This is a genomic window from Microbacterium sp. NPDC055903 (assembly GCF_053615555.1).
The window spans coordinates 659,905-686,446 of the sequence record NZ_JBSHCA010000002.1 but is presented as its reverse complement, the minus strand read 5'-3'; the positions used below and the strand labels follow the sequence as shown (position 1 = coordinate 686,446).

Sequence of the window (26,542 nt, the reverse complement as noted above, 5' to 3'; positions counted from 1 at the left end):
TCAGAAGCGACCCCGGAGTCACCTCGCGGCCGAAGGCACCTCGTCGCCCGTGCGCTCCAGCTCGGCCTCGAGCTCGCGGACGATCGGGATCACCTTCGTCCCGAACGCCTCGACCTCTTCGATGAAGTGCAGGAATCCCAGCAGCATGAGGTTCACACCGCGCTTCTTGTACTCGATGATGCGACGGGCTACCTGCTCCGCATCTCCGATGAGCTGGGTGCGGAAGCCGTCGTTGTACTGCACGAGATCTTCGAAGCTCGAGTCGGCCCACATGCCCTTCTTGTCCCCGGTCGAGGCGCCGGCCTGCTGCACCGAGGCGCGGAAGCCCTTGACGGACTCGACGTCGGCCTTCGCGACGATCTCGCGGAGCTGTTCGCGCGCCTCCGCCTCGGTGTCCCGGATGATCGCGAATCCGTTCAGGCCGAACCGCACGGTGCGGCCGTGCTCTGCAGCGACGCGCGTGACGTCGTCGTACTGCTCGGTGAATCCGTCGAAGTCCTTGCCGTTGGAGAAGTACCAGTCGGCGTATGCGCCCCCGTTGAAGCGGGCCGCCGTCGAGTTGCCGCCCTGGAAGATCTCGGGATGCGGGCGCCCTTCGACGGGGTACGGGCCGGGGCGCAGAGTGAAGCCGTGCGACCGGTAGAAGTCGCCGTTGAAGTCGAACTCCTCCTCGGTCCACAGTCCGCGCAGCATCTGCATGAACTCGGCCGAGCGACGGTAGCGCTCGTCGTGCTCGAGCCAGGGCAGGCCGAGGTCGACGAACTCGTCCTTGAACCAGCCGCTGACCACGTTGACCGCCGCCCTGCCCTTGGAGAACTGGTCGGCGGTAAGGATGAACTTCGCCAGCACAGCCGGCGCCCAGAACCCGGGGTGCACGGCGGCGATCAGCTTCAGCTTCTCGGTGGCCAGGAGCAGCGCGAGACTGATGCTCGTGGACTCGTGCTGCTGAGCGGCGCCGTAGCTGGAGGCATAGCGGACCTGGCTGAGGGCGTACTCGAAGCCGACGCGCTCAGCCGTCTGCGCGAGCTTCACGTTGTAGTCGTAGTCCCACGAGGTGCGCTGCTCGATCGAGCTGACGACGAGGCCGCCGCTGACGTTGGGCACCCAGTAGGCGAACTTCAGCGGCTCGTGAAGGAGCGATTGTGACATCGGCGGCGTCCTCTCTCGACAGGCGGACGCTGCAACCATACGAGCAGCGCTCGCCCGCCCGAGGATCGGCGGCGCGTCTGTTACTCCGGATGACGTGAAGCGGCCGGCGGAGGCGGGATCGATGGCGACGGTCGCGCAACTAGAATCGAAGGGCTATGGCTACTCCTCATCCTCAGACCACGACCGCGACGGGCGCCGATGTGCGCGTGCGGTTCTGCCCGTCGCCCACCGGCCTCCCGCACGTCGGTCTCGTCAGGACCGCCCTGTTCAACTGGGCATACGCCCGCCACAACGGCGGCAAGCTCGTCTTCCGCATCGAGGACACGGATGCTGCGCGCGACAGCGAGGAGAGCTATCAGCAGCTGCTGGACGCGCTGCGCTGGCTCGAGATCGACTGGGACGAGGGTGTCGAGGTCGGCGGCCCGCACGCCCCGTACCGCCAGTCGCAGCGCCACGACATCTACCGCGAGGTCATCGACAAGCTCCTCGCCGCCGGTGCGATCTACGAGAGCTACTCGACAGCCGAGGAGATCGACGCGCGCAACGAGGCGGCGGGGCGCGCGAAGCAGTTGGGCTACGACAACTTCGACCGCGACCTCACGGAGGAGCAGAAGGCGGCGTTCCGCGCCGAAGGGCGTCAGCCGGCGCTCCGCCTGCGTGTGCCGGACGAGGATCTCACCTACGTCGACCTCATCCGCGGCGAGGTGACGTTCCCCGCCGGGTCCTTCCCCGACTTCGTCGTGGTGCGCCCGAACGGCATCCCGCTGTACACCTTCGTGAACCCGGTCGACGACGCGCTGATGGGCATCACCCATGTGCTGCGCGGCGAGGACCTCATGCCGTCCACGGCCCGCCAGCTCTCGCTGTACGCGGCGCTCATCGAGGCCGGTGTCACGGACTTCGTGCCCCGGTTCGCGCACATGCCGCTTGTACTGGGGGAGACCGGCAACAAGAAGCTCTCCAAGCGCGACCCGCAGGCGGATCTGTTCCTGCATCGGGAGCGCGGTTTCATCCACGAGGGTCTGCTGAACTACCTGGCGCTGCTGGGCTGGTCGATCGGCCCGGACCGCGATGTCTTCTCGCTCGACGAGTTCGTCGCCGCGTTCGACATCGAGAACGTCAACCCGAACCCCGCCCGCTTCGATCAGAAGAAGGCGGAGTCGATCAACGGCGACCACATCCGGATGCTCACCGAGAAGGATTTCGCCGAGCGGATCGTGCCTTATCTCGCCGCGGCCGGACTCTTCGACGAGCCGACGCATGAGCAGCTCGTCCTCGCCTTCCGGGCAGCGCCCCTCGTGCAGGAGCGCGTTCAGCTCCTCGGCGAGGTGCCTGGGATGCTCGGTTTCCTCTTCACGGACGAGGTGTCCTACGAGGCCGACGCGCTGAAGGGGCTGCCCGCGAACGCGGGTGAGGTTCTCGACGCCTGCGTCGCAGCGCTCGAGCCCGTGGCCGAGTTCACGCCGCAGGCGATCCAGGACGCTCTGGCGGCCGCCCTGGTGGAGCGACTCGAGCTCAAGCCCCGCGTCGCGTACGGCCCGCCGCGGGTGGCGCTCACGGGTCGCCGGGTCTCGCCGCCGCTGTTCGAGTCGATGGAGCTCCTCGGCAAGGACGCCACGCTGGCCCGGCTTCGCGCGCTGTCCGCGCACCTCGCGGCCTGACGACACGGACGCGGGTGGGGAGGGACTCCTTCCCGCCCGCGCCTCGGTTCAGCGCTGCTCGGTCGCCGGAACCAGCCGAAGACCTCGCTGCTCGATGGCCGTGGTCATGTGCGCCGCATACCACTGCGGCCAGGCTTCGTCGTAGACGCCGCCGAGGTCCTCTCGCTCGTGGATGCCGTGCGCCTCTGCCGCGCCGAGGAGCAGCTCGAGGATGAGGTCGTTGGTCCGGGTCATGGAGATCTCCCTCGTCTCGCAGATCAGCGCCCGGGCAGGCGGTCGACGACCTGCTGGATGATCCACTCGTTGCCGTCGGGGTCGTCGAAGGAAACGTACGAGGCGTAGCTGTCGTGCGTGTCGTCAGCACCCCAGACACGGTTGGCCTCGCCCGCCCAGTGGAAGACGCCGTCGGCATCGTGCCAGGGGCCGCTGACATCGGCGCCGCCTGCGATCAGTTCGGCACGCGCACCCTCGAGGTCGGGTGTGACCAGGTGCAGGCCCCTCACAGAGCCTGGTGCTGCGTCCGTGAGGTGTTCGCCGAAGATCACCGAGGCGGCGCCTGCGCCGGGAGGTGTGACCTGCACCACGCGCAGACCGCGACGGGAGGTGGCGTCGGCATCGAGCCGGAATCCCAGGCCGGTGTAGAAGGCCTTCGCGCGGTCGACGTCGGCGACGGGGAGGACGATGATCTCGAGGTTCAGTTCCATGATGATGTGTTTCCTTGTCGGGTGCGGGGTCAGCGGGCGTGCAGCGGGCCGGCGAAGGCCTTGCGAAGGCTCGTCGGTGCGATGAGGGGGAGGAGAGCGGCCAGCGTCTTGCGTCGCATGCCTCGAGGCGTGCGCACGAGCTCGACGTCGATCCGTGTGCCGGCTTCCTCAGCGGGGGAGAGCTGGAACGTCCAACCGCCACCAGGGCCGAAGACCTTCGAGTCGAGCGTGGTGATGTCGACGCGTCCTTCCTCGGCGCTCCACTCGTACCGTGCCCGTTCCCATGCGGCGGCGGTGCCCTCGGTCACCTCGGCCCAGTCCGCTCCGCGCCGGTGGACCTTCAGATGCTGCGCGTCGATCGTCGGCCACGCTGCTGCGCGTGCCGCGCTGAAGTCGGTGAGCACCGACATGACGTCGTGCGGGGCGAGTGTCGAGGTGAGCTGGAAACGAATGCTGGGCACGATGTCCTCCTAAGGTAACCGGTTGGAATGGTTACGACTGTGGCAGACGAATGAGTAACCTGTCAAGACGGTTACTTGGGATTGTCTGCGTCGTGATCACCTGTCAGAATGGTTACGTGATCCATGCCTTCCCTTGCGGGACTCCTGTCCTCGACTTCGTGGGCACTCGGCGCGCCCGTCGCAACTCCCGACCGACCGAGATGCTGGATGAGCCGGGGGCGCTGGACGCGTGGTTCGTCGAGGCTGAGCTCGTCGATGCGGCGCCTGGCGCATCGACGCAGGACCTCGACGCCGCCATCGCGTTGCGCGAAGCGGTGTATGCGCTGATGGATGATCGGCGTCGTGGACGTCAGCTGGACGCCGACGCCGTGGCCGTGCTGAACGAGCATGCGGAAGAACTCCCGATCGGGGTTCGTCTCGGGGGGGAGGTCGAGCGGTCGGGGAGTGTCCCACAGGGGCTTTCTACGCTGGCGCGGCAGGCCATCGAGATCCTCGGGGGCGAGGATGCCGCGCTGCTGCGTGAGTGCGCACGCCCTGAGTGCACGCAGGTCTATCTCGACCGTTCACGGGGGCGTCGCCGTGAGTGGTGCGCGATGAAGACCTGCGGCAATCGGGTGAAGGCCTCGAACTTCCGTGCCCGTCAGCGCGCGGACGCCTCGTGAACGACGCGCCCGGCACGCGGCGACCCGCCGACGTTTTGGCGTTCTCGTCCGCCCTCGGGTAAGCTTGAACCTCGGTGCGAGACTCCGGTTTCGCCCTTGGGGTATGGTGTAATTGGCAACACGGCTGATTCTGGTTCAGTTGTTCTTGGTTCGAGTCCAGGTACCCCAGCACTTCTGAAAGGCCCGGTGATCCCGCAGAAAGCGGATCACCGGGCCTTTCTGCATCTTCGTGCAGATAGGGAAAGGGGCCCTCCCGCCGAAGCGGAAGAGCCCCTTTCCTGAAGTGGTCTCAGAGGGCGCGGATGTTCGTCGCCTGCGGGCCCTTGGGGCCCTGCTCCGTGTCGAACTCGACCTTCTGCGCCTCTTCGAGGTTGCGGTGTCCGCTGCCCTGGATCGCGCTGAAGTGCGCGAACAGGTCGGCGGATCCGTCGTCGGGGGCGATGAAGCCGAAGCCCTTGTCGGAGTTGAACCATTTGACAGTGCCGGTGGCCATGCGTTTTTCCTTTGTTTTCTGGGCCGATGGTCGACCCGTCCCGCACCGCAGGTAGCGCGGAGCAAGTGATGGTCCCTCGGGGCGGCGGCGATCATTGCGGCCGTGATCAGGAGGGGAGAGGCGGAGGAGGAGGTGGCAGGTGCCCCGAGCGCGAAGGCGATGCGCGGGCGGATGCACAGGCGGAGATTCCGGCTGGCAACATGTGAGATTGAGCAAGCCTACCGCAACGCCTGAGGTTCACCGCACCGGCGTCGTGGAACGATGGATGCATGTCCTCTGCGAACCTCACCCGTGAGGAGACCGCTGCGCGATCCGCAGCAGTCTCCGTCCACAGCATCCGTGTCGAGCTCGACCTTCGCGAGGCGCGGGATCCCGCGCGCTCCGGGTTCGGCACCACGACGACGCTCGAGTTCGAATCCACTGCGGCGGAGACGTGGCTCGACTTCATCGGGGAGAGCGTGGAGGAGGTGGTCGTCAACGGCGCGAGCCGGCCGGTCGTGCACGACGGGTCCCGCATCGCGCTCACCGGCCTGCGCGGCTCGAACGTGGTGCGGGTGCGCGCGGTCGGAGCTTACAGCCGCTCGGGCGAAGGGCTGCACCGCTTCGTCGACCCCGTCGATGGCGAGACCTATTTGTACACGCAGTACGAGCCGGCGGATTCGCGGCGGGTGATGGCCTGCTTCGAGCAGCCCGATATGAAGGCCGCGTACACCTTCGTCGTTCACGCCCCCGCCGGATGGCAGGTGCTCTCCAACCAGCGCGTGATCTCGTCGACGACGGCGGATGACGTCCAGAGCGTCGAATTCGCGCCGACCCTCCCGATCTCCAGTTACATCACCGCGGTCGCTGCGGGGCCGTACCACCGCGTCGACGGGGAGTGGAGTCGCGGCGATCAGCGCATCCCGCTCGGGGTGCTCTGCCGAGCATCGCTCGCGCCGCACCTGGAGGCGGAGGAGATCCTCGAGGTCACGCGGCAGGGTCTCGACTTCTTCACGGACGCGTTCGCGTACGCGTACCCCTGGGGGAAGTACGACCAGATCTTCGTCCCCGAGTACAACCTCGGCGCGATGGAGAACCCAGGACTCGTCACCTTCACAGAGGCGTACATCCCGCGTGGCGCGGCGACCGACGCTCAGCGCGGGGGACGTGCGAACACGATCCTGCATGAGATGGCGCACATGTGGTTCGGCGACCTGGTGACGATGAGCTGGTGGGACGACCTCTGGCTCAAGGAGAGCTTCGCCGACTACATGGGCTCGCATGCCTCCGCCGCGGCGACACGTTTCACCGACGCCTGGGTGCGCTTCGCGGCCAACCGCAAGGCCTGGGCGTATCAGCAGGATCAGCTCCCCACCACGCATCCGATCGTCGCCGACATCCCCGACCTCGAAGCCGCGAAGCTCAACTTCGACGGCATCACGTACGCCAAGGGCGCAGCCGTGCTCAAGCAGCTCGTCGCCTTCGTGGGCGAAGAGGCGTTCTTCGAGGGCGCACGACGCTACTTCGCCGAGCACGCGTTCGGCAACACGACCCTCGAGGACCTCCTTCTTCCTCTGGAAGAGGTGTCGGGCCGCGAGGTGCGCTCATGGTCGCGGGCCTGGCTCGAGACGAGCGGCGTCTCGACGATCGAGTTGACAAGGGATGCCGGGGGAGCGCTCGCGATCCTGCAGAGTCATCCCCGGCCGCATCGCCTGCGCGTCGGTCTGTACGACCTCGTCGACGGACGTCTGGTGCGGCGGGGGCGGACCGAGATCGACGTCGTCGCCGAGAAAACGCCCGTCTCGTTCGGCGACGCCGATCTCGTGCTGCTGAACGACGACGATCTCACATACGCGAAGGTCCGCCTCGACGAGCGTTCGCTGGATGCTGCGGCGGAGGCGCTCTCCACGCTGGAGCCGCTCCCGCGTGCCCTCGTATGGTCCTCGCTCTGGAACGCGGCTCGAGACGGGGTGCTGCCGGCACGCCGCTACCTGGACATCGTCCGCGCGCACGCGCCGGCGGAGGAGAACATCGGATTGCTCGCCGGCGTCCTCGCGAACGCTGCCTTCACGCTGAGCAACTACATCCCCGAGAGCGACGCGGTCGAGCAGCGGTCCGTGTGGTTCCGGACGACCGAGCAGGCCCTTCGAGGCGCGGAGCCGGGCAGCGACGCGCAGCTGAGCTGGGCGAGGGCGTTCGCCGCTGCTGCCGCGTACGCGCCGGAAGCCGGACCCACGCTGGCGACGATCCTCGGCGGCGATGCGCCCCAGGGGCTGCCGGTGGATGCTGAGCTGCGCTGGTCCCTCGTGATCGCGCAGGCAACCATCGGCGCCGTGAACGACGCGGAGATCACCGTCGAATCGGCGAAGGACGAGACAGCCGACGGTCGCACCGCGGCTCTGAGGGCAAGGACGTCCCGGCCGGATGCCGAGGTCAGAGCCGGTGCATGGATCGCGGCCTGGGAGGACGAGGCGCTCTCCAACGACCAGCTGGACGCCACGATCGCCGGTTTCCGCGCAGGAGGCAGGCGTGACCTGATCGCCGATCGCGATACGGAGTACTTCGCCCGCATCCGCCCGGCGTGGACGCAGCGGAGCATCGAGATCGCCCGGCGCCTGGTGGTCGGGCTCTTCCCGGCATCCGACTCCCTCGACCTCGTCGACGCATGGCTCGAAGCGAACGAGGACGCGCCTGCCGCGCTCCGCAGGCTCGTGATCGAGCAGCGCGATCATCTCGCGCGTGCGATCAGGGTGCGTGCTCTTCAGAGCTGAGCATCGGTCGCGAGCTCGGTCGCGGTAGAGGCGCCGAGCTCGCGGTGATCGTCGCGGTCATCGCTCTGGGTAAGCATGATCGCCGCGAAGGCGGCCGCCTGGGACTCAGAGATCGATCGCGTCGCCGGGCTCGAGCTCGAAGAACTCACCGCCGTCCTGCTCGGTGGCCCACTTCAGCCGCGCGCGGTGCATCGTCTTGCCGCTCACGGACAGCGTCATGTCGTGCACGCCGAAGGCGCGGCGGGGTGCGACGGCGAGGACGAAGTCCATCGCCTCGCCGATCTTCAGCCATGGCGCGCCCAGCGGAGCGGCGAGAGTGTCGACCGTGACGCCCTCGGGAACCGCATAGGAATCGCCGGGGTAGTAGAGCTCGTCGTTCACGAGGACGCCGACGTTCTGGACGAGGGGGAGCGAGGAATGGATGACGGCGTGATCGCCGCCGAAGAACCGCAGCGTGAACCGGCCTGCCGTGACGGTCTCGCCGGGGGAGACGGTCGTGATCTCGTAATCGGCTGCGGCTGCTGCGACACCCGCCGGTGCGAAGATCGGCGTTCCCGGGGCGTCGCGGAGAATGCGATCGAGGTGCTCGGGCGTCCAGTGGTCCGGATGCTCGTGGGTCAGCACGACGGCGACGAGGTTCGTGAGCGCATCCAGCGGGGAGGTGAACGATCCCGGATCGATCAGCAGGGTGTCTCCGCTCTCATCGATGCGGAGGGTGGCATGTTCGTACTTCGTGACGCGCATGAGAAGAGTCAACTCCGATCCCTGCCCGCCGGCAAACCCGAATCGCTGCGCCACGCCCGGGAAACGCCTCGGCGCGGGCTCGATTTGGTGAGGCGAGAAAACGCGTGGCATACTTGAACAGTTGTCGCGGGACGGAAACGCTCCCGCAAGACGGCCCCATCGTATAGCGGCCTAGTACGCCGCCCTCTCACGGCGGTAACGCGGGTTCGAATCCCGCTGGGGTCACCGCAACACCGAAAACCCCCGGTTCGCCGGGGGTTTTCGCGTATCCGGACATGGTCCGACCGGTGGCGCCGCATCTACGGTGTGAGCCGGCGTCGCGCGCCGGTCATCCAGACGGCAACCGCGGTCGTCACCAGCGCGAGGGCGGCGAGCGGGAAGTCCAGGCCGTAGGCGGTGATCGCCAGGATCGGGATGACGAAGAGGAGGACCGCGACGACGGTCGTCGTCGTGCCCCGGTACCGCGGCGGCTCTAGCGGCGGGACCTGCTCGAAACGCACGAGCCACAGCGACAGCAGCCAGACGACGGCGAGCACGACGAGAAGGAAGGGCGCCCGCGTCCACCACCATGCGGGGCTCCCCGGCAGAGGAATGGGAAGGGGAAGCAAGAGCTGGATACCTGTGATGATCATGATGACCGGGAGGTGCCACAGATAGATCGTCATGAGTCTCGAGCCGAGAAGGAAGACGACGCCCTGGGCGCCCCTCATCGTCATCAGCGCGGTCAGCGGACGGTGCAGCAGGGCGAGCGCGGATGCCTGGATGACGGCGAACACAGCCATGGGCGCGCTCGGCGGCCACTGGTTCGCGAGCATGCTCCACGAGTAGCCGCCGAGGGAGACGAGGCCCCACACGGCGAGGTAGCCGATGGCGATGAGCGCCACGAGCTGCCATCGGGCGCGCGCAGCGAACCACCCGTCGTGGAGGAAGAAGCCGATCTGCTGGCAGAACAACCAGACGAAGACGACGTTGGGGATGCCGAAGAGCTGTTGGCCGAGTCCGTATCCGGAGGGCCCGATCGGCTCGATCCCGAGCATCCCACCGGCCACGATGAAGCGCAGCGCATCGGTCGCGATCGACGCGGCGAGCAGCACGAGCAGCACCACCGCGCCGTGCCGCTCGTGCCAGCGGATCATCCTGGGTGCGAGCGCCTGGGCCACCATGTAGGCGGCGAGGAACCAGAGCGGGGAGCCGACGCCGATCGCGATGCCGTCCACGAGCGCGGCATCCACCCCGACCAGTCGCACCGCTCCGAGCGCTACCGTGAAGAACACGAAGACGGGAAGCGCCGGTCGTGCGAGACGCGCGAGACGGACGCGTACGAACGCATCAGCGCTCGTGCCCTTGCGTTGTGCCGAATGCCATCCCGCCATCGCCGCATATCCGCCGACGACGAAGAACAAGGGCATGATGTTCGCCACCCAGGTCACCGCGTCGAACCATGACTGCAGTTCGACCGTCTTCTCGATGAGGAGCGTGCCGTCCGCGTTGCGGCCTACGCCGGTGAAGAGGATGTGGACGAAGACGACCAGCAGGACGCAGAGCACCCTGGCGAGATCGAGCGTGAGGTCGCGCCCCGCCGGGACGGTGCGGGTGCGGGCTTCGTCGGCGCGGCTCATGACGTGAGACTAGCGCCAGGGCGGGGCGTCAGCCGGCATCCGCCGGGGTGCGCAGAGAGAGCCGTTGGAACACCGGATTGCTCAGCGGCACGATCATGAGCGCCGCCATCGCGCCGCCGAACAGTGCGAAGGGCACCCAGATCGCTGTCACCGAGGCGAGCGCGCCGAAGGCGGCCATCGCGAGCGGCATGAACACGTCGTCGCCGAGTCGCGTGAGCGATCCCATGCGCCCGAGGTACGCGGTATCCACCGTCGCCGCGAACGTCGCGCTGAGCAGCACGGAGGCGTAGCCGGCGGTCGCGCCGATCACGAAGCTGCCGGCGCCCGTCACCCATGCGGGGCCGAGACCGAGCGCCACGATGCCCGCGCCCTGGACGATCAGGCCGATGAATCCAGCCCTCGCCTCGCGTCGAGGACGCCAGCGGGCGACGGATACGGCGCCGAGTGCCGCACCGAGTCCGAGGAGCGCCTCGAAGATCCCCACCGCCTGAGCGCCCCACCCCTCGTCATGCGCCCGCAGGGCGATGCCGATGCCGACAGCGGGGCCGACGGCGAGGTTGAGTCCCGAGAGTGCGATGACGAGCGTCCGTGTCGTCGGCGCCTCACGCAGATGCGCGAATCCGCGGCCGATGCCACGCAGCGCAGTCTCGCGTTCTGCGCGCGGAAGGGCGTATCGCGGCCGGAGCATGAGCGCGATGAAGGCGATCACCAGGACGAATGTCACCGCGTTGAGCGACGCGCTGCCGCCGAGCCCGGCATGGGCGACCAGGAATCCGCCGACGGCCGCCCCGCCCATCGTGCCCAGCCGTGAGGCGGTCTGGGCGAATGCGCCGTACGACGGCAGATCGGATGCTCGCACCATCTGCCTGGCGATCGTTCCCGCGGACGGCTCGTAGAAGGCGTCGCAGACGCCGAAGGCGATGGCGGCGAGCATCAGCACGAGGACGGAGGGCGGCTCGGCGAGCACCCACAGGGCGACGCCCACGAGGACGATGACGCGGAGGGCGTTGAACGCGAGCATGACATGCCTCGCGTTGGCGCGGTCGGCGATGACGCCGCCGAACAGGAGCACGATCGCACGGGGCACCGTTCCTGCGGCCACGATGAGCCCGGCGACAGCGGGCGTGGCGATCTGCACGGCCGTCCACGCCAGCGCGATGGTCCAGATCGCGTCGCCCGCGTCGGAGAGCGCTTTGACGATGATCCACGCGTGGACCGTCACATCGCGAGAGAAGCGGGGCGGCTCGCGGAGGAGAGTCGGCTCAGTGGAGGTCATGGCGCCGTGGGGAAGCCGTGCGCGAAGAAGAACACCGGGCGACGTTCGGCGCCGTCCTCGCGATCGATGCCCGCTCGCCACGCGTCGACCGTCTCGCGGATCGCGCTGGACAGGGCTGTGAGCTCGTCGGCTGTCGCCCAGGCGAGCGTGTCGGTGCTGAACGCGGCGTTCGTCCACTCCGGCGCGGAGCCCGCGTGGCGATGCCAGGCCTGAAGACGGCCGATCTGGGTCGCGATGTTGACCCGCTCCGCCTCGCGCGCGAGCATCGCGGAGGCCGGGGCATCCTGGAAATCGTCCACGGACCATGTGAAGCTGCGCCGGACCGCCTGCCACCAGCTCGTCCGACGGTCGCCGTCGGGGGCGTCCGCGCGTTCCACGACCCCTGCACGTTCCAGCATCCTGAGGTGATGGCTGATGCTGCCGACCTGCTGCCCGAGCGCGCGGGCGAGGGTCGTGACCTGGCTGGAGCCGTAGAGCCCGAGATAGTCGACGATGCGTCTGCGCACCGGATGGTGCAGGGCCGTGATAGTGCTGATCTCTTCCATGCAGGCCACGCTATGGCGGGACCAACGTTTCTACAAGACTTCTTGTATACCCCGGAAAATCAGGGTTCTTCGGGATTCGAGCGGTGACGCCGGCGACGAATCAGCCAGATGGCGAGCAGGATGACGCCGGCGATCGCGGCCCAGGGCAGGAGGAAGCCGACGGCGACCACGAGGGCGTTGAGCGAGACGATGAGCCCGTTCCAGCCCGCGACCAGACCATCACCGAAGCCTGCCGGATCCGCGGACGTCACAGCTTGCTCCCGCACGAGCTCGACCTGGAGCGATGACATCGCGATCTGATCCTCGAGCGCGGTGAGCTGCTGCTGATACGACTCCAGCTCGGCCTGTCGGTCGGTGAGCGCGACCTCCGCCTCGATGAGCTCCGATACGGAACCGGATTGCGACATGAGCTCCGTCAGCCGCGTCACGGATGCCTGCAGCGCATCGACTCTGGCGCGCAGATCGATCGCGGTCGACGTCACATCCTGCTTCGAGACCGACGACGAAAGGACCTCCCCGCTTCCGCTGAGCTCCTGGATCACCGAGCTCAGATCCGCCGACGGCACGCGGACGCTCACCCATCCGTAGCCGGAGTCCTGAACGATCGGGGCGCTCGCGTCATCGATGGCCATGGGCTTGGCGATGCTCGTGCTCTCGACGTATCCGCCGTACTCCGCGGCGAGCTCGCCGATCGCCTCGACAGCCTCGGCGATGTCCTCGACCTCGAGCTGCGCGGACGCTGTGGCGACGATCTCGCGACCCGCATCCGGATCAGCGGCGGATGCCGAGGCATCATCACCCGTGACCGCGCTCTCCTCGGAGCCCGCCTCCGTGATGCCCATGTCTGGCAGTGCTCCGCCGCCGTCCGACGCGCCCATGACCGGCGAACCGGCGGTCGTCGCGGTGCCGACGCTGCCGAGGATCGGGGGAGTGACGAGCACGCCGACCGCGAAGGCGGCCGCGATCCCCGCGCCTGTCAGCCAACGGCGTCTGCGCCCTCGTCTCTTCGAAGCGGGAGAGGCCGGAGCGCCTCTCTCCGGTTCATCCGCGATGCGGTCGAACACGGCGTGCTCCATCCTCGCGACCGCCTGATCGGACAGCTCCGGAAGATCAGTGCTCTGCTCGTTCATGCGTCTCTCGCCTCCTTCACGGCGCCTCGCAGCTGCGTGCGCACTCTCGAGAGACGGTTGCGGACGACGGCGTGACTCACGCCCAGCTCCTCGGCCGCCGCCTGATAGGCGTAGCCCTCGGAGGCGCACAGCCGGAAGATCTCGCGGTCGAGGTCTCCGAGCGTGCCGATCTCCGCGGCGATCCGTGCGGCGAGCTCCGCCGTGATGACCTGCTCCTCGACGCTCACCGTGTCGGCGATCAGCGCGTCGTCGGCATCCGCGGTGTGCGCCTGCTCCCGAAGCCTGCGTCGCAGACGGTTCGCCGCCTGGAACCGGCAGATCGTCGCCAGCCACGGCAGGATCGACTCTCCGGCCAGCTCGAGCTTCGGCAGCTTCCGCCAGGCCACGACGAAGGTCTCCTGCGTCACGTCCTCGGCATCGACGGGGGATCCGAGGATGCCGTGGGCGATCCAGTAGACCGGACGAACGTTCTCCCGGTACAGCTCGCGGAATGCGCTCTCGTCACCGGACGCGGCTCGAGCCGCCCGTATCTGGTCCTGCGATCGCTGAGGCATACCGCTTCCATTCCGTGTCTCTCACCGGGGAAGTGTCGAGGGATGCCCCATCGTCTCAGATCAGTGCGCTGCTTCCGCGTGCGCGGCGACGATCGTCTTCTGGGACATCCGATCGATCCAGGCGAGGGCGAGAGCCGAGACGATGAAGACCATGTGGATCACGACCTGCCAGAGCACGCCGGTGGGGGTGTAGCGGGTGCCCTCGAACGTGCTGCCGCCCTGATCGAGGTCGCCGACGGCGATGAAGGTCTTGAGCAGGTGGATGGAGGAGATGCCGATGATCGCCATCGCCAGCTTGACCTTCAGCACGTTGGCGTTCACGTGCGACAGCCATTCCGGCTGGTCGGGGTGGCCGTCGGTGTCGATGCGCGAGACGAAGGTCTCGTAACCGCCGATGATCACCATGATGAGCAGGTTCGCGATCATGACCACATCGATGAGGCCGAGCACGGCCAGCATGATGACGGCCTCGTTGATCTCGGTCGGATGCGCGATCACCTCATGGATGAGGTGCCAGAGCTCCACCATGAAGACGACGACGTACACCAGCTGGGCGACGATCAGCCCGATGTACAGCGGAGCCTGCAGCCACCGGCTCACGAAGATGAGCGAGCCGATGGAGCGGGCCCAGGGATTGCGCGGAGGCGTCGCGAGAGGGCCGGTTGCCGTGTCGGTCGAAGAAGTCACGGCGACTATTCCACCATGCCGACGGGGCAGCGCCGAACCTCGGCTAGAATCAACGCTGCGAGAGGGAGTATCCCGTCATCGCATCCTCGTCATCACGGGCACCGGCGTCGTTGCCCCGGGGATGCGGCGCACACCGTGCGAGGGAGAGACTTTCGGACCTTTTCCCTACCCTTTTGCGAAAGGTGCCGTGCGCCCTTGAACATCCCCGTCTGGTTCGAGATCACGTCCCTGGTGGTCCTGACCCTCATCCTCATCGGCGATCTGCTCCTCATCCTGAAGAGGCCGCACATCCCCTCGACGAAGGAATCCACGCTCTGGGTCGTCTTCTACGTCACCCTGGCGCTCATCTTCGCGGGCATCCTGTTCCTCGTCGGGGATCCGAAGGACTCGATCGACTTCCTCACCGGCTGGGCGATGGAGTACAGCCTCTCCATCGACAACCTCTTCGTCTTCGTGCTGATCATGACCCAGTTCTCGGTACCGCGTCGGTACCAGCAGGAAGTGCTCATGGTCGGCATCATCATCGCCCTCGTGCTCCGGGCGATCTTCATCCTCATCGTGGGGGCGGCGGTCGAGCACCTCAGCCCGATCTTCTACCTCTTCGGCGCCTTCCTCATCTTCACGGCGATCCGCCAGGCGCTGCCGGAGAAGCACGAGGACGACGCGCAGACGGAGAACTTCATCATCCGGATGCTGCGCCGCGGCATCGACATCAGCGAGGACTACGACGGGGCGAAGCTGCGCACGGTCGTGAACGGCAAGAAGATCTGGACGCCGATGCTGATCGTGTTCGTCTCGATCGGGGTGACCGACCTCATGTTCGCCGTCGACTCGATCCCCGCGATCTACGGCGTCACTCAGAACCCCTTCATCGTGTTCACCGCGAACCTGTTCGCACTGATGGGCCTTCGACAGCTCTACTTCCTGCTCGGCGACCTCCTGGAGAAGCTGAGGTACCTGCACTACGGTGTGGCGTTTATCCTCGGCTTCATCGGGGTGAAGCTGATCCTGCACGCGATGCACGAGAACGAGCTTCCCTTCATCAATGGCGGGCACCCCATCGAGTGGGCGCCGGACATCAACAACTGGGTCTCGCTCGGCGTCATCTTCGGCTCCATGGCCGTCGCGACCATCGCGAGCCTCATCTCGTCCTCGCGGGAGAAGAAGCAGGCCTCCGTCACGGAGTGACCCCGCGGGCCGGACCACCCGTCGCAGCGGTGTAAACTGACCGACATGCGGCGGGTGGTTCTCCTTCTTAGCGGCCGCGACGAGACCTCGATCTAGGCCTTTCTCGTCGCGGAGTCCAGCGTGGGCCGAACCGCCATCACAGGAGACAGAGAACACGCATGAGCACTGATGTGACCGACATTCCGCGCCATCCGCGCACCCTGGCCGAGAAGGTCTGGGATGACCACCTCGTGGTCAAGGGCGAGAACGGCGAACCAGACCTCATCTACATCGACCTCCATCTGGTCCACGAGGTCACGAGCCCTCAGGCATTCGACGGGTTGCGCACGGAGGGGCGGCCGTTGCGTCGCCTGGACCTCACGATCGCGACCGAGGACCACAACACGCCGACGCTCGACATCGACAAGCCGATCGCCGACCTCACCAGCCGCACGCAGATCGAGACGCTGCGTCGCAACGCCGAGGAGTTCGGCGTCCGCATCCACTCGCTCGGCGACGCGGAGCAGGGGATCGTGCACGTCGTCGGCCCTCAGCTCGGTCTGACGATGCCGGGCATCACCGTCGTCTGCGGGGACTCGCACACGTCCACCCACGGCGCGTTCGGGGCGATGGCCTTCGGCATCGGAACGAGCGAGGTCGAGCACGTCATGGCGACGCAGACCCTGCCGCTGAAGCCGTTCAAGACCATGGCGATCACCGTGGAGGGGACCCTCCGGCCCGGCGTGAGCGCGAAGGACATCATCCTCGCCGTCATCGCGAAGATCGGGACGGGCGGCGGACAGGGTTACGTCCTGGAGTTCCGCGGCAGCGCCATCCGCGCCCTCTCGATGGAGGGGCGCATGACGATCTGCAACATGTCGATCGAGGCGGGTGCCCGCGCAGGCATGGTGGCGCCGGACGAGACGACCTTCGCCTACGTCAAGGACAAGCCGCACGCTCCGAAGGGGCGGGATTGGGACGATGCGGTCGCCTACTGGCGCACGCTCCCCACCGATGAAGGAGCGGTCTTCGACGCCGAGGTCTTCATCGACGCCGACGAGCTCGAGCCGTTCGTCACCTGGGGCACCAACCCAGGGCAGGGCAGTTCGCTGTCGGCGTCCGTGCCGAATCCGGAAGACATCGCGGACCCCAACGAGCGCGCCGCAGCCGAGCGCGCTCTGGAGTACATGGACCTCGCGCCGGGCACGCCGCTGAAGGACGTGCACGTGGACGCGGTGTTCATGGGCTCGTGCACGAACAGCCGCATCGAGGACCTCCGAGCCTTCGCCTCGATCGTCAAGGGGCGCAAGAAGGCAGAGGGCGTGCGCGTCATGGTCGTCCCCGGATCCGCGAGGGTCCGTCTGGAGGCCGAGGCCGAGGGCCTGGACAAGGTGTTCACGGACTTCGGTGCGGAGTGGCGCTTCGCCGGCTGCTCGATGTGCCTCGGGATGAATCCGGACCAGCTCGCCCCGGGCGAGCGCTGCGCCTCGACCTCGAACCGCAACTTCGAAGGCCGCCAGGGCAAGGGGGGCAGGACGCACCTCGTCTCGCCGCTCGTCGCGGCGGCGACCGCGATCCGCGGCACGCTGTCCAGCCCCGGTGACCTGGATCCGGTTCAGCCGATCGCTGAGCCCGTCGAAGCGATCGGAGCCTGATCATGGAGAAGTTCACCACGCACACCGGCATCGCCGCTCCGCTGAAGCGCTCGAACGTCGACACCGACCAGATCATCCCCGCGGTCTTCCTCAAGCGCGTCACCAAGACCGGTTTCGATGACGCCCTGTTCCACGGGTGGCGGCAGGATCCCTCGTTCGTCCTCAACCAACCGGAATTCCAGGGCGCGTCCATCCTCGTCGCCGGCCCCGACTTCGGAACCGGATCGAGCCGCGAGCACGCCGTGTGGGCGCTGCGAGACTACGGGTTCACCGTCGTGCTGAGCCCGCGCTTCGCGGATATCTTCCGCGGCAACTCGGGCAAGCAGGGTCTGCTGGCCGCGACGATCACCGAGGACGAGCTCGAGACGATCTGGGCGCTGATCGACGAGGAGCCCGGTCGCACCCTCACCGTCGACCTCGAGGCCCGTACCGTGTCGGTCGACGCGCCGGGAGGATCGGGGCTGGAGCCCGTCTTCCAGGCCGGTATCGGTGTGGACGATTACACTAGATGGCGGCTCCTCGAAGGGCTCGATGACATCGGGCTCACGCTGCGCAACGAAGACAAGATCGCGCAGTTCGAGGCCCGTCGCGAATCGTGGCGGCCGCGGACCCTTCCCGTTCTCTGAGAGCGCGGGGGACGCGAGCCGGGGGCATCCGCCCCACCGGCCGCGGCCGTGATCAGTGAATGAAGTGAGGCCCCTCGAATGACGACACCCCTGCGCGACGTGCTCCAGGATGGAATCCCTTCGATGACCGGGGACGTCATCGCCATTCGAGGAGGACACCCGCTGCGGGGCCGCGTCGACGTCAAGGGCGCGAAGAACCTCGCCACCAAGGCGATGGTCGCGACCCTGCTCGGCGAGACGGCCAGCACGCTGCGTGACGTACCCGATCTGAGCGACGTCGCGGTCGTGCGCTCGCTCCTCGAGGTGCACGGCGTGCGCGTCGAGGTCGGTGATGAGCCAGGGTCGCTCGTGTTCGACCCCAGCGGGGTCGAGTCCGCCCACATGGAGGAGATCGACGCGCACGCCGGAGCGTCGCGCATCCCGATCCTGTTCTGCGGACCGCTGCTGCACCGCCTCGGGCAGGCGTTCATCCCGGATCTCGGCGGATGCCGCATCGGCGACCGTCCGATCGACTTCCACCTTGATGCGCTGCGCAAGTTCGGCGCCGTCGTCGAGAAGCTGCCCAGCGGCATCCGGCTCTCCGCTCCGCGCCGCCTGCATGGCGCCAACATCCACCTCCCGTATCCGAGCGTCGGTGCGACCGAGCAGGTGCTGCTCACGGCCGTGCGGGCTGAGGGGACCACGGAGCTGCGCAATGCGGCCATCGAGCCGGAGATCATGGATCTGATCGCCGTCCTGCAGAAGATGGGCGCGATCATCTCCTACGAGCCCAACCGGGTGATCCTCATCGAGGGCGTCGAGACGCTGCGCGGCTACGATCACCGCTCGATCTTCGACCGCAACGAGGCCGCGTCCTGGGCATCCGCCGCACTGGCCACCGATGGAGAGATCTTCGTCGGCGGGGCCAAGCAGCAGGAGATGCTCACCTTCCTCAATGTCTTCCGCAAGGCGGGCGGATGGTTCGACATCCAGGAAGACGGCATCCTGTTCCGCCGTGGCGGTGAGCTGCAGCCCGTGGTCGTCGAGACCGACGTGCACCCCGGATTCATGACGGACTGGCAGCAGCCGCTCATCGTCGCGCTCACCCAGGCGAAGGGCCGCTCGATCGTCCACGAGACGGTCTACGAGAACCGGTTCGGCTTCACCCAGGCCCTCGTGAAGATGGGCGCGGACATCGTCGTGCACCCGCACGGCCTGCAGGACGGACCGCGTCGCGTCCCCCGTCGGGAACTGGAGCAGGCCGCGGTCATCACCGGCCCCACCCCGCTGCACGGCGCGGACATCGTCGTGCCCGACCTCCGGGGCGGGTACAGCCACGTCATCGCGGCGCTCACGGCATCAGGGGAGTCCCAGGTCTCCGGCGTCGACATCCTGAGCCGCGGATACGAGAAGTTCCTCGCCAAGCTCGACGCGCTCGGCGCCGACTTCGACGTCGTCCGGTGAGCGGCATGGGCTCCCGGTCTCCCGAGAAGTCCAGGCCGAGTCTGTTCTGGCCGCTCGCGATCGTCGTCGTCCCCATCGTCTCCCTCCTCGCGAAGCTGCGATTCGTCGGTCGGGAGAAGCTTCCGCGCGACGGCGCCTTCGTCCTCGCGCCGAACCACTACTCGGAGTTCGACCCGCTCATCGTGGCGGTCGCCGTGTGGCGGCTCGGCCGCGCCCCCCGGTTCATGGCGAAGGAGAGTCTGTTCCGGATCCCGGTGGTCGGTGCCGCGCTGCGAGCGACAGGCATGATCCCGGTCGCCAGGGCGTCCTCCGCCGCCTCGGCAAAGCAGACCATGGCCCAGGCCCGAGAGCTCGTGGAGCACGAGCGCGGCGTCATCGTGTACCCCGAGGGGACGCTCACGCGCGATCCCGATCTATGGCCGATGCGGGGCAAGTCTGGCGCGGTGCGCCTGGCTCTCGCCGGTGACATCCCGCTCATCCCGATGGCGCAGTGGGGCACCCAGGAGATCATGGGCCGGTACCAGAAGGGCCTCAGCCTCTGGCCGCTGCGCAAGCCCGTGCAGATCGTCTTCGGGGACCCGATCGACCTCTCGGATCTCCGCGGGCGCGCCGGCGACCCCGCCGCCCTCAACGAGGCGACGAAGAGGCTCATGGACGCCATCACCGCGCTGCTCGAGCAGGCTCGTGGCGAGAAGGCCCCGGCTGAGCGGTGGAACCCCGCCGCGCACGGACAGAAGGAGACCGGTCGCCTTGACTCCTAGACGAAGCCAGGCGGCTGGGCCACGGGTGGCCGTGGTCGGAGCCGGCAGCTGGGGGACGACGTTCGGCAAGATCCTGGCCGACGGCGGATCCCAGGTCACCATGTGGGCCCGTCGTGCCGAGCTCGCGCACGAGATCGCCGAGGCGAAGCGGAACTCCCGCTACCTTCCCGGCATCAACCTGCCTCGCACGATGGATGCCACGCACGAGCTCGCCCTCGCTCTCGACGGCGCCGAACAGGTGTACCTGTCGGTGCCCAGTCAGACCCTGCGGGAGAACCTCAAGGCGATCCGCCCGCTGCTCGCAGGCCGCGAAGTCCCGATCGTGAGTCTGATGAAGGGCGTCGAGAAGTCGAGCGGCCTGCGCATGAGCCAGGTCATCGAGCAGGAGCTGCGCTGCGATCCGGCTCTCGTCGCGGTCGCATCCGGCCCCAACCTCGCGCTCGAGATCGCCCGCGAGCAGCCGACGGCAGCCGTGATCGCCTCCCGCAGCCAGGAGACGGCCGAGGTCGTCGCACGCGCGGCGCGCAACGGGTATTTCCGCACCTTCGTCAACACCGACGTGATCGGAACAGAGTTCGGTGCGGTGCTCAAGAATCTCATCGCGGTGGCGATCGGCATCGTCGACGGAGTGGGGTACGGGGAGAACACCAAGGCATCGATCATCACCCGCGGTCTCGTCGAGATGACGGACTTCGCCGTCGCGAACGGCGCGCAGCCGGAGACCCTCCAGGGCCTTGCCGGGCTCGGTGATCTCATCGCGACCTGCCAGTCGCCGCTCAGCCGCAACAACACCGCCGGGCGCCTGCTCGGCCAGGGATACAGCTACCAGGACGTCGTCAAGCAGATGCAGCAGACCGCGGAGGGGCTGGCGTCGGTCGCGCCCATCCTGCAGCTCGCGCACGAAGCCGATGTGGACATGCCCATCGTGCAGCAGGTGAAGATGGTGCTCGACGGGGCGATGGATCCCCGCGACATCGCACCGCACTTGACGACGGACGACGACACCCCGCAGGGGGAGAGGACCAATCATGGGCAAGCAGACGGTGGTGGTCCTCTTCGGCGGGCGCTCCAGCGAGCATTCGATCAGTTCCGCCACGGCGGGAGGGGTGCTTCGGGCGATCGATCGTGACCGCTTCCGGGTGATCCCCGTCGGCATCACCCGCGAGGGCGCGTTCGTGCTCGAGGACGACGACCCGGCCAAGTTCGCACTGGACGCCGCACGCCTTCCCGAGGTCGCCGACAACGGCACTCGGATGCTCTGGCCGGAGCCGGGCGGCAATCGTGCCCTCCGTGTGGTCCGTGCGGGCGGCGAGACCGAGGACCTCGGCGAGATCGATGTCGTCCTGCCGTTGCTGCACGGCCTGCACGGCGAGGACGGTGCGATCCAGGGCTTCTTCGACGTGCTCGAAGTCCCGTATGCCGGCTGCGGCATCCTGGATTCCGCCATCTGCCTGGACAAGCACTTCACGAAGCTCGCGCTCACGGCGGCGGGAATCGCCGTGTCACCGGGGATCACCGTGCGCCGCGCCGAGTGGGATCGCGATGCGGATCGACTCCGCGCCACGATCGATGGTCTCGGGTCGGTCGTCTTCGTGAAGCCGGCGAGCGCCGGGTCCAGCGTCGGGGTCTCGAGGGTCGAAGGAGGCGAGGGGCTGGATGCCGCGCTGGAGCTCGCCTTCGCCGAGGACGAGAAGGTGCTCGTCGAGGCGCAGGTCACAGGACGCGAGATCGAGGTCGGCGTGCTCGCGGGCAAGGACGGCGGCAGGGCGCGCGCGTCGCTGCCCGGCGAGGTCGTGCTGACGACGCGGAGCTTCTACGACTTCGAGGGGAAGTACCTCGGTGGCGACGGCGTGGAGATCGTCTGCCCCGCGGAGGTCGACGAGTCGCTCATCGAGCAGCTCAGGGAGACCGCCGTGCGTGCTTTCGAGGCCGTGGACGGCAAGGGGCTCGCCCGTGTCGACTTCTTCGTCACCCCGGACGGCGATCTGATCGTCAACGAGCTGAACACGATGCCGGGGTTCACACCGATCTCGATGTTCCCCAAGTGCTGGATCGCGTCGGGCCTCGGCTACGGCGAGCTGATCACGGAGCTCATCGAGGGCGGGCTCACCCGCTGAGAACGCTCAGCCGGCGGCGTCTGGGTCGTAGTCCTCAGGCAGTTCGTCAGGTGCCGTGCACCCGCCCTCTGCGGGGATGGCGGTGACCGCGCCGACGAGGTTGCGGTCACTGATCACATCGTTGGAGCTGACCACCGTCGTGTCGACGTAGAGCTGGATCGCCGGCTCTCGCCCGTAGGTGGTGAGGCGCAGATACGGGGTCTCCGAGGCATCGACGAGCCAGTCGACGCCTTCGAGCGTGACGCATTGCAGCTCGCTCGTGGGCGCCGGCTTCTCGAGCCCGCACGTGAGCAGGATGGCCGAGCCTGACGAGCCCCAGGCGCCGGTGGCCTGCGCATCGGTCCAGAGCCGGTCCTGTCCGGCGAGGCTCGTGAGGTTGCGCAGCCCGACGGTCACCTCCGCGCACAGCGGGTTGTTCGCGTCCGGTGCCGGCTCGAGGTGCACGGTCGTCGAACAGCCGGCGAGAAGGCCGGCTCCGAGCAGCAGCACGCTGGCCATGGCGAGACGGGAACGCATGCTTCCAGGCTACCTTTGGGAGCATGCCCTCCCGTTCAGCCGACGATGATCCGCGCCTCGAGGAGATCTCCGAGGGGCGCGTGCTGCGCGCCATCCTGGCCAGGACGAGTCCTGGCAGCCACACACTTCTCGGCCCCGGCGATGACGCCGCGGTGGTCGCGGCGCCCTCCGGCTCCGTCGTCGCCACCACGGACACGCTCGTGCACGGGCCGGACTTCCGCCTGGCCTGGTCCGACGGCTACGACCTGGGGTGGAAGGCTGCAGCGGTGAACCTCGCCGACGTCGCCGCGATGGGAGCGCGACCTACTGCGCTGCTGGTCGCGCTGGCCGTGCCACGGCACCTCCGGCTCTCCTTCGTCGAGCGGATGGCGGACGGGTTCCGCGAGGCCTGCGAGGCGCTCGCGCCCGGCTGCGCCGTCGTCGGCGGCGACCTGACCGTCTCCGATGTTCTCACCATCGCGGTCACGGCGCTCGGTGACCTCGACGGCCGTTCTCCCGTCACCCGCGGAGGCGCTCGCACCGGTGACGTCGTCGCTGTCGCGGGGGAGCTGGGGCACGCGGCACGCGGCCTTGCTGTGCTGTTCGGACGATTCAGACGCGACGGTGAACCCGTGCCGGTCGATGCGGCGCTGCTCGCCGAGGGGGAGGCGGATGCCGTTGCAGCCCAGCTGCGACCTCGGCCTCCCATCGGCCTCGGCGCCGTCGCTGCGATGGCGGGCGCGACGGCGATGATGGACCTGTCCGACGGGCTCGCGCTGGATGCGGGCCGCATGGCCGACGCCTCGGGGGCGACTCTCGCGCTCCGCGCGGACGCTCTCGGCTCAGACCCCGCCCGCGCGTTGGCGGGGGGTGAGGATCACGCGCTGCTCGCGACATTCCCGCCGGACCGGCTCGCGCCAGGGTTCAGGGTGATCGGCGAGGTGAGAGACAGGGGAGTCGCTGCCGTCCTCTGCGACGAGGAGCCGGTCGATGCCCTCGGCTGGGACCCCTATCGGGATTGGGACTCGGCGGCGGGCTGAGCCCACCAGACGGCCGTGTCCCCGTAGCGCTTCTCTCGGGCCTGCTCGAGGCCTGCTGCCTCGAAGTCCGGTCTCGTCGAGCGCGCGGCCCGCTCGACGACCACGACGGCGTCCGGCGAGAGCAGAGGCGCCAGCGCGATCAGGTCCGCCGTCATCGCGGTGTCATCGAGATCGTACGGCGGGTCGGAGAAGACGAGGTCGAACATTCCGTGCCCTCGGCGGAGGAAGGCGATGACGGCTGCGGTGTGCACCGTGGCCGTGCGCCCCGTCGCGGAGGACACTGCGCGGGCGTTGCGTCCGGCGACGCCCGCCGCTGCGCGTGCGGATTCCACGAGCTCGGCAGATGCGGCGCCGCGACTCAGTGCTTCGAGTCCGAGCGCCCCGGATCCCGCGTAGAGATCGAGAACCCGGGCGCCGTGCACGGCGTCCGCCGACTCCAGTGCGCCGAACAGGGACTCCCTGACGCGGTCGCTCGTGGGCCGCGTGCCGCTGGTCGGCACCGTCAGGCGCAGGCCGCCGGCGTCTCCCGCGATGATCCTCGTCACCCGTTCAGCCTAGGACAGCGGCGGTCAGGACAACGATGTCCGCGGTCGGAGAAGGTCGGAGGCGTTCTCTAGACTCGTGTGCATGTCCCTGGGTCTCGATACGCCGCTCAGCGAGGGGCTCGGCGACAAGGCGGCCAAGCCCCTGGAGAAGGCGTTCGGCATGCAGACCGTCGGCGATCTCCTCACTCATTACCCGAGGCGCTACGCCGATCCGGGGGAGCTCACCCCCATCCTCGACCTGCCGCTGGGGGAGATGGTCACGATCGTCGCGGAGATCCGCACTGCCGCGGTGCGCGTCATGCGCAATCGGCCAGGTGCGATGCTCGAGCTCACGATCAGCGATGGCGCAGGGCAGATGTCGCTGACCTTCTTCGCGAAGAACAAGGGGCAGGCGGAATGGCGTGCGCAGGAGCTGCGCGTCGGGCGGCGCGGGATCTTCTCCGGCAAGGTCGGCGAGTACCGCGGGCAGATGCAGCTGGCCAATCCCCAGGTGGAGCTCTTCGATGACGAGGACGAAGCGCGCAGGCGCGCGGATGCGCGTTCGACCAGGCCGATCCCGATCTACCCCGCAACGGCCGCCGTCCCCAGCATGGTGATCCAGCGGCATATCGAGCGGCTGCTCCCGCTCGTCGACGATGTGCCAGACCCGCTGTCCGACAGCATCCGGCGCGAGGAAGGGCTGCTCGACGCGCGCACGGCCCTCACGCAGATCCACCGCCCTGAGACGCGCAACGACATCGATCCGGCTGTCAGGACGCTGCGCATGCACGAGGCGATCGTGCTGCAGGCCGCGCTGCTGCAGCAGCGCGCCTTCGTGCGGATGATGAGCGCCACCCCGCGTCCAGCCGCGCCTGGAGGTCTGCTCGAGCGTTTCGACGCAGCGCTGCCATACGAACTCACGGCGGACCAGCAGGTCGTCGGCGACCAGGTGGCGAAGGACCTCGTCGCTGAGTGGCCGATGAACAGGCTTGTCCAGGGCGAAGTGGGCTCAGGCAAGACCTTGGTCGCGCTCAGAGCGATGCTGCAGGTCGCCGAATCGGGCGGTCAAGCCGCGCTCATCGCGCCCACGGAGGTGCTGGCCGGACAGCACCTTCGCTCGATCACCAAGATGCTCGGGCCACAGCTCGCGCCGCTCGTGATGCCGACCCTGCTCACGGGGCAGATGTCCGCGCCCGAACGCCGCAAGGCCGCGCTGCGCGTCGCCTCTGGGCAGGCGCTCATCGTCGTCGGCACGCACGCTCTGCTCGGCGAGAAGACCACCTTCGCCGATCTCGGTCTCGTGGTGGTCGATGAGCAGCACAGGTTCGGAGTGGAGCAGCGCGAGGCGCTGCGCGCCAAGGGGTCGAGCCCGCATGCGCTCGTCCTCACCGCGACGCCGATTCCCCGAACCGTCGCCATGACGGTCTTCGGCGACCTGGACACCTCGATCATCCGGACGATGCCCGCAGGGCGTGCGGGCATCGAGACCTTCGTCGCCCCGCTGGCCGAGCACCCCGGCTGGTTCGCCCGCGTCTTCGAACGCGCGGCGGAGGAGGTGGCGCAGGGCAGGCAGGTCTTCGCGGTGTGCGCGGCGATCGACACGACGGCGAAGACATCGGAGACCGGAGACCAGCCGCCCGCTCCCGAGGGCGCCCCTGGTCCCCGATGGGGCGTGGTGCAGCTGAACGAGGCGCTGTCGACGCACCCGCGCATCGGAGGTCTCCGGCGCGCCGTGCTGCACGGCCGTATGCCGGCCGACGAGAAGGATGCCGTGATGCAGGCCTTCGCGAGGGGCGAGATCGACGTGCTCGTGGCGACGACGGTGATCGAAGTCGGCGTGGACGTTCCCAACGCATCGACCATGATCATCCTGGACGCCGATCGATTCGGCGTCTCCCAGCTGCATCAGTTGCGAGGTCGTGTCGGGCGAGGCGGAGTGCCAGGCCTCTGCCTGCTCGTGACGGAGGCGGAGGAGGGCTCCCTCGCCCGAGAGCGCGTCGAGGCCATCGCCGCGACGCTCGACGGGTTCGCGCTCGCAGAGGTCGATCTCGAACTGCGAGGCGAGGGGGACGTCCTCGGTGCCCAGCAGTCGGGTGTGCGGTCGTCGCTCAAGCTGCTGCGCGTGGTGAAGGACACCGGGCTGATCGCGCGTGCGCGCGGCCTCGCCGAGGGCATCCTCGACGCCGATCCGCTCCTGGATCGCCACCCCGGTCTCCGCGCGGCCATCGAGCGCCGGGTGAGCGCGGAGGATCGCGCGGCGCTCGCGAAGAACTGAGCAG

General features: G+C 68.2%; 26 protein-coding genes and 2 tRNA genes. 14 read left to right on the top strand and 14 right to left on the bottom strand.

What is annotated here, in order from left to right; translation table 11 throughout:
* Window positions 1-18: 18 nt before the first annotated feature.
* A complete protein-coding gene (gene sfnG / locus ACWGJP_RS12760) occupies window positions 19-1,149 on the bottom strand; it encodes a dimethylsulfone monooxygenase SfnG (protein ID WP_452330150.1) in 1,131 nt (376 codons plus the stop codon).
* A 155-nt stretch (window positions 1,150-1,304) separates the two neighbouring features.
* On the opposite strand from sfnG, the gene gltX reads away from it, so the two are divergent.
* On the top strand, window positions 1,305-2,810 hold the full coding sequence (gltX, locus tag ACWGJP_RS12755) for a glutamate--tRNA ligase (protein ID WP_452330149.1): 1,506 nt from the start codon (window positions 1,305-1,307) through the stop codon (window positions 2,808-2,810).
* Window positions 2,811-2,858: 48 nt separating this feature from the next.
* Here gltX and ACWGJP_RS12750 read toward each other — a convergent pair whose 3' ends face one another.
* Genes ACWGJP_RS12750 through ACWGJP_RS12740 form a run of 3 tightly spaced genes read right to left on the bottom strand, consistent with a single transcriptional unit; the run spans window position 2,859 to window position 3,975 of the window.
* On the bottom strand, window positions 2,859-3,044 hold the full coding sequence (locus ACWGJP_RS12750; protein ID WP_452330148.1) for a hypothetical protein: 186 nt from the start codon (window positions 3,042-3,044) through the stop codon (window positions 2,859-2,861).
* Between the two features lie 23 nt (window positions 3,045-3,067).
* Complete coding sequence (locus ACWGJP_RS12745; protein WP_452330147.1) at window positions 3,068-3,514, bottom strand: VOC family protein; 447 nt, start codon at window positions 3,512-3,514, stop codon at window positions 3,068-3,070.
* Between the two features lie 29 nt (window positions 3,515-3,543).
* Window positions 3,544-3,975, bottom strand: a complete 432-nt coding sequence (locus tag ACWGJP_RS12740; RefSeq protein ID WP_452330146.1) for a hypothetical protein — start codon at window positions 3,973-3,975, stop codon at window positions 3,544-3,546.
* Between the two features lie 116 nt (window positions 3,976-4,091).
* Here ACWGJP_RS12740 and ACWGJP_RS12735 point away from each other — a divergent pair, with 116 nt between their 5' ends.
* Both ACWGJP_RS12735 and ACWGJP_RS12730 read left to right on the top strand, forming a co-directional pair.
* Window positions 4,092-4,637 carry a CGNR zinc finger domain-containing protein gene (locus ACWGJP_RS12735; protein ID WP_452330145.1) on the top strand — a complete coding sequence of 182 codons (546 nt, stop codon included), beginning with the start codon at window positions 4,092-4,094 and terminating at the stop codon, window positions 4,635-4,637.
* Window positions 4,638-4,734: 97 nt separating this feature from the next.
* A tRNA-Gln gene (locus tag ACWGJP_RS12730) sits at window positions 4,735-4,806 on the top strand.
* Window positions 4,807-4,926: 120 nt separating this feature from the next.
* On the opposite strand, the gene ACWGJP_RS12725 is transcribed toward ACWGJP_RS12730, so the two are convergent.
* Complete coding sequence (locus ACWGJP_RS12725) at window positions 4,927-5,130, bottom strand: cold-shock protein (protein ID WP_452330144.1); 204 nt, start codon at window positions 5,128-5,130, stop codon at window positions 4,927-4,929.
* Window positions 5,131-5,399: 269 nt separating this feature from the next.
* On the opposite strand from ACWGJP_RS12725, the gene pepN reads away from it, so the two are divergent.
* The gene (gene pepN, locus ACWGJP_RS12720) at window positions 5,400-7,880 is read left to right on the top strand and encodes an aminopeptidase N (protein ID WP_452330143.1); all 2,481 of its coding nucleotides are present in this window, start codon (window positions 5,400-5,402) and stop codon (window positions 7,878-7,880) included.
* A gap of 105 nt (window positions 7,881-7,985) precedes the next feature.
* Here the strand turns inward: pepN and ACWGJP_RS12715 are convergent, their stop codons facing one another.
* Window positions 7,986-8,624 carry an MBL fold metallo-hydrolase gene (locus tag ACWGJP_RS12715; RefSeq protein ID WP_452330142.1) on the bottom strand — a complete coding sequence of 213 codons (639 nt, stop codon included), beginning with the start codon at window positions 8,622-8,624 and terminating at the stop codon, window positions 7,986-7,988.
* A 152-nt stretch (window positions 8,625-8,776) separates the two neighbouring features.
* Between ACWGJP_RS12715 and ACWGJP_RS12710 the strand changes: the two genes are divergently transcribed.
* Window positions 8,777-8,849, top strand: a tRNA-Glu gene (locus tag ACWGJP_RS12710).
* A 74-nt stretch (window positions 8,850-8,923) separates the two neighbouring features.
* Here the strand turns inward: ACWGJP_RS12710 and ACWGJP_RS12705 are convergent.
* Genes ACWGJP_RS12705 through ACWGJP_RS12680 form a run of 6 tightly spaced genes read right to left on the bottom strand, consistent with a single transcriptional unit; the run spans window position 8,924 to window position 14,435 of the window.
* A complete protein-coding gene (locus tag ACWGJP_RS12705) occupies window positions 8,924-10,243 on the bottom strand; it encodes an acyltransferase family protein (RefSeq protein WP_452330141.1) in 1,320 nt (439 codons plus the stop codon).
* Window positions 10,244-10,271: 28 nt separating this feature from the next.
* Window positions 10,272-11,519, bottom strand: coding sequence for an MFS transporter (locus ACWGJP_RS12700; RefSeq protein WP_452330140.1), 1,248 nt, complete (start codon window positions 11,517-11,519; stop codon window positions 10,272-10,274).
* The gene (locus ACWGJP_RS12695) at window positions 11,516-12,064 is read right to left on the bottom strand and encodes an ArsR/SmtB family transcription factor (protein WP_452330139.1); all 549 of its coding nucleotides are present in this window, start codon (window positions 12,062-12,064) and stop codon (window positions 11,516-11,518) included. The genes ACWGJP_RS12700 and ACWGJP_RS12695 overlap by 4 nt, the downstream gene beginning before the upstream one ends.
* A gap of 59 nt (window positions 12,065-12,123) precedes the next feature.
* Window positions 12,124-13,194: a DUF4349 domain-containing protein gene (locus tag ACWGJP_RS12690; protein ID WP_452330138.1), complete on the bottom strand. Its 1,071-nt coding sequence runs from the start codon at window positions 13,192-13,194 to the stop codon at window positions 12,124-12,126.
* Window positions 13,191-13,748, bottom strand: a complete 558-nt coding sequence (locus ACWGJP_RS12685; protein WP_452330137.1) for an RNA polymerase sigma factor — start codon at window positions 13,746-13,748, stop codon at window positions 13,191-13,193. The genes ACWGJP_RS12690 and ACWGJP_RS12685 overlap by 4 nt, the downstream gene beginning before the upstream one ends.
* A 60-nt stretch (window positions 13,749-13,808) precedes the next feature.
* Window positions 13,809-14,435, bottom strand: a complete 627-nt coding sequence (locus tag ACWGJP_RS12680; protein ID WP_452330136.1) for a TIGR00645 family protein — start codon at window positions 14,433-14,435, stop codon at window positions 13,809-13,811.
* A gap of 195 nt (window positions 14,436-14,630) precedes the next feature.
* On the opposite strand from ACWGJP_RS12680, the gene ACWGJP_RS12675 reads away from it, so the two are divergent.
* The 7 genes from ACWGJP_RS12675 (at window position 14,631) to ACWGJP_RS12645 (ending at window position 22,204) form a co-directional block, all read left to right on the top strand.
* Window positions 14,631-15,623 carry a TerC family protein gene (locus ACWGJP_RS12675; protein ID WP_452330135.1) on the top strand — a complete coding sequence of 331 codons (993 nt, stop codon included), beginning with the start codon at window positions 14,631-14,633 and terminating at the stop codon, window positions 15,621-15,623.
* A gap of 158 nt (window positions 15,624-15,781) precedes the next feature.
* On the top strand, window positions 15,782-17,257 hold the full coding sequence (leuC, locus tag ACWGJP_RS12670; protein ID WP_452330134.1) for a 3-isopropylmalate dehydratase large subunit: 1,476 nt from the start codon (window positions 15,782-15,784) through the stop codon (window positions 17,255-17,257).
* Between the two features lie 2 nt (window positions 17,258-17,259).
* Complete coding sequence (leuD, locus tag ACWGJP_RS12665) at window positions 17,260-17,883, top strand: 3-isopropylmalate dehydratase small subunit (protein ID WP_452330133.1); 624 nt, start codon at window positions 17,260-17,262, stop codon at window positions 17,881-17,883.
* A gap of 78 nt (window positions 17,884-17,961) precedes the next feature.
* Window positions 17,962-19,326, top strand: a complete 1,365-nt coding sequence (gene murA, locus ACWGJP_RS12660) for a UDP-N-acetylglucosamine 1-carboxyvinyltransferase (protein ID WP_452330132.1) — start codon at window positions 17,962-17,964, stop codon at window positions 19,324-19,326.
* A 5-nt stretch (window positions 19,327-19,331) separates the two neighbouring features.
* Window positions 19,332-20,087 carry a lysophospholipid acyltransferase family protein gene (locus ACWGJP_RS12655; RefSeq protein ID WP_452330131.1) on the top strand — a complete coding sequence of 252 codons (756 nt, stop codon included), beginning with the start codon at window positions 19,332-19,334 and terminating at the stop codon, window positions 20,085-20,087.
* A gap of 31 nt (window positions 20,088-20,118) precedes the next feature.
* Entirely contained in the window at window positions 20,119-21,216 is a 1,098-nt protein-coding gene (locus ACWGJP_RS12650; RefSeq protein WP_452330383.1) for an NAD(P)H-dependent glycerol-3-phosphate dehydrogenase, read from the top strand.
* Window positions 21,116-22,204 (top strand): D-alanine--D-alanine ligase family protein, encoded by a 1,089-nt coding sequence (locus tag ACWGJP_RS12645; protein WP_452330130.1) that lies wholly within the window; start codon window positions 21,116-21,118, stop codon window positions 22,202-22,204. Before ACWGJP_RS12650 ends, ACWGJP_RS12645 begins: the two co-directional genes overlap by 101 nt.
* 6 nt (window positions 22,205-22,210) lie before the next feature.
* Here ACWGJP_RS12645 and ACWGJP_RS12640 read toward each other — a convergent pair whose 3' ends face one another.
* Window positions 22,211-22,720 (bottom strand): DUF3515 family protein, encoded by a 510-nt coding sequence (locus ACWGJP_RS12640; protein ID WP_452330129.1) that lies wholly within the window; start codon window positions 22,718-22,720, stop codon window positions 22,211-22,213.
* 23 nt (window positions 22,721-22,743) lie between these two features.
* Here ACWGJP_RS12640 and thiL point away from each other — a divergent pair, with 23 nt between their 5' ends.
* Window positions 22,744-23,739: a thiamine-phosphate kinase gene (thiL, locus tag ACWGJP_RS12635; protein ID WP_452330128.1), complete on the top strand. Its 996-nt coding sequence runs from the start codon at window positions 22,744-22,746 to the stop codon at window positions 23,737-23,739.
* On the opposite strand, the gene rsmD is transcribed toward thiL, so the two are convergent.
* On the bottom strand, window positions 23,709-24,284 hold the full coding sequence (gene rsmD / locus ACWGJP_RS12630; RefSeq protein WP_452330127.1) for a 16S rRNA (guanine(966)-N(2))-methyltransferase RsmD: 576 nt from the start codon (window positions 24,282-24,284) through the stop codon (window positions 23,709-23,711). The two genes, thiL and rsmD, sit on opposite strands and share 31 nt — an antisense overlap.
* Before the next feature lie 82 nt (window positions 24,285-24,366).
* Between rsmD and ACWGJP_RS12625 the strand changes: the two genes are divergently transcribed.
* Window positions 24,367-26,538, top strand: a complete 2,172-nt coding sequence (locus tag ACWGJP_RS12625; RefSeq protein WP_452330126.1) for an ATP-dependent DNA helicase RecG — start codon at window positions 24,367-24,369, stop codon at window positions 26,536-26,538.
* The last annotated feature ends 4 nt before the right edge of the window (window positions 26,539-26,542 follow it).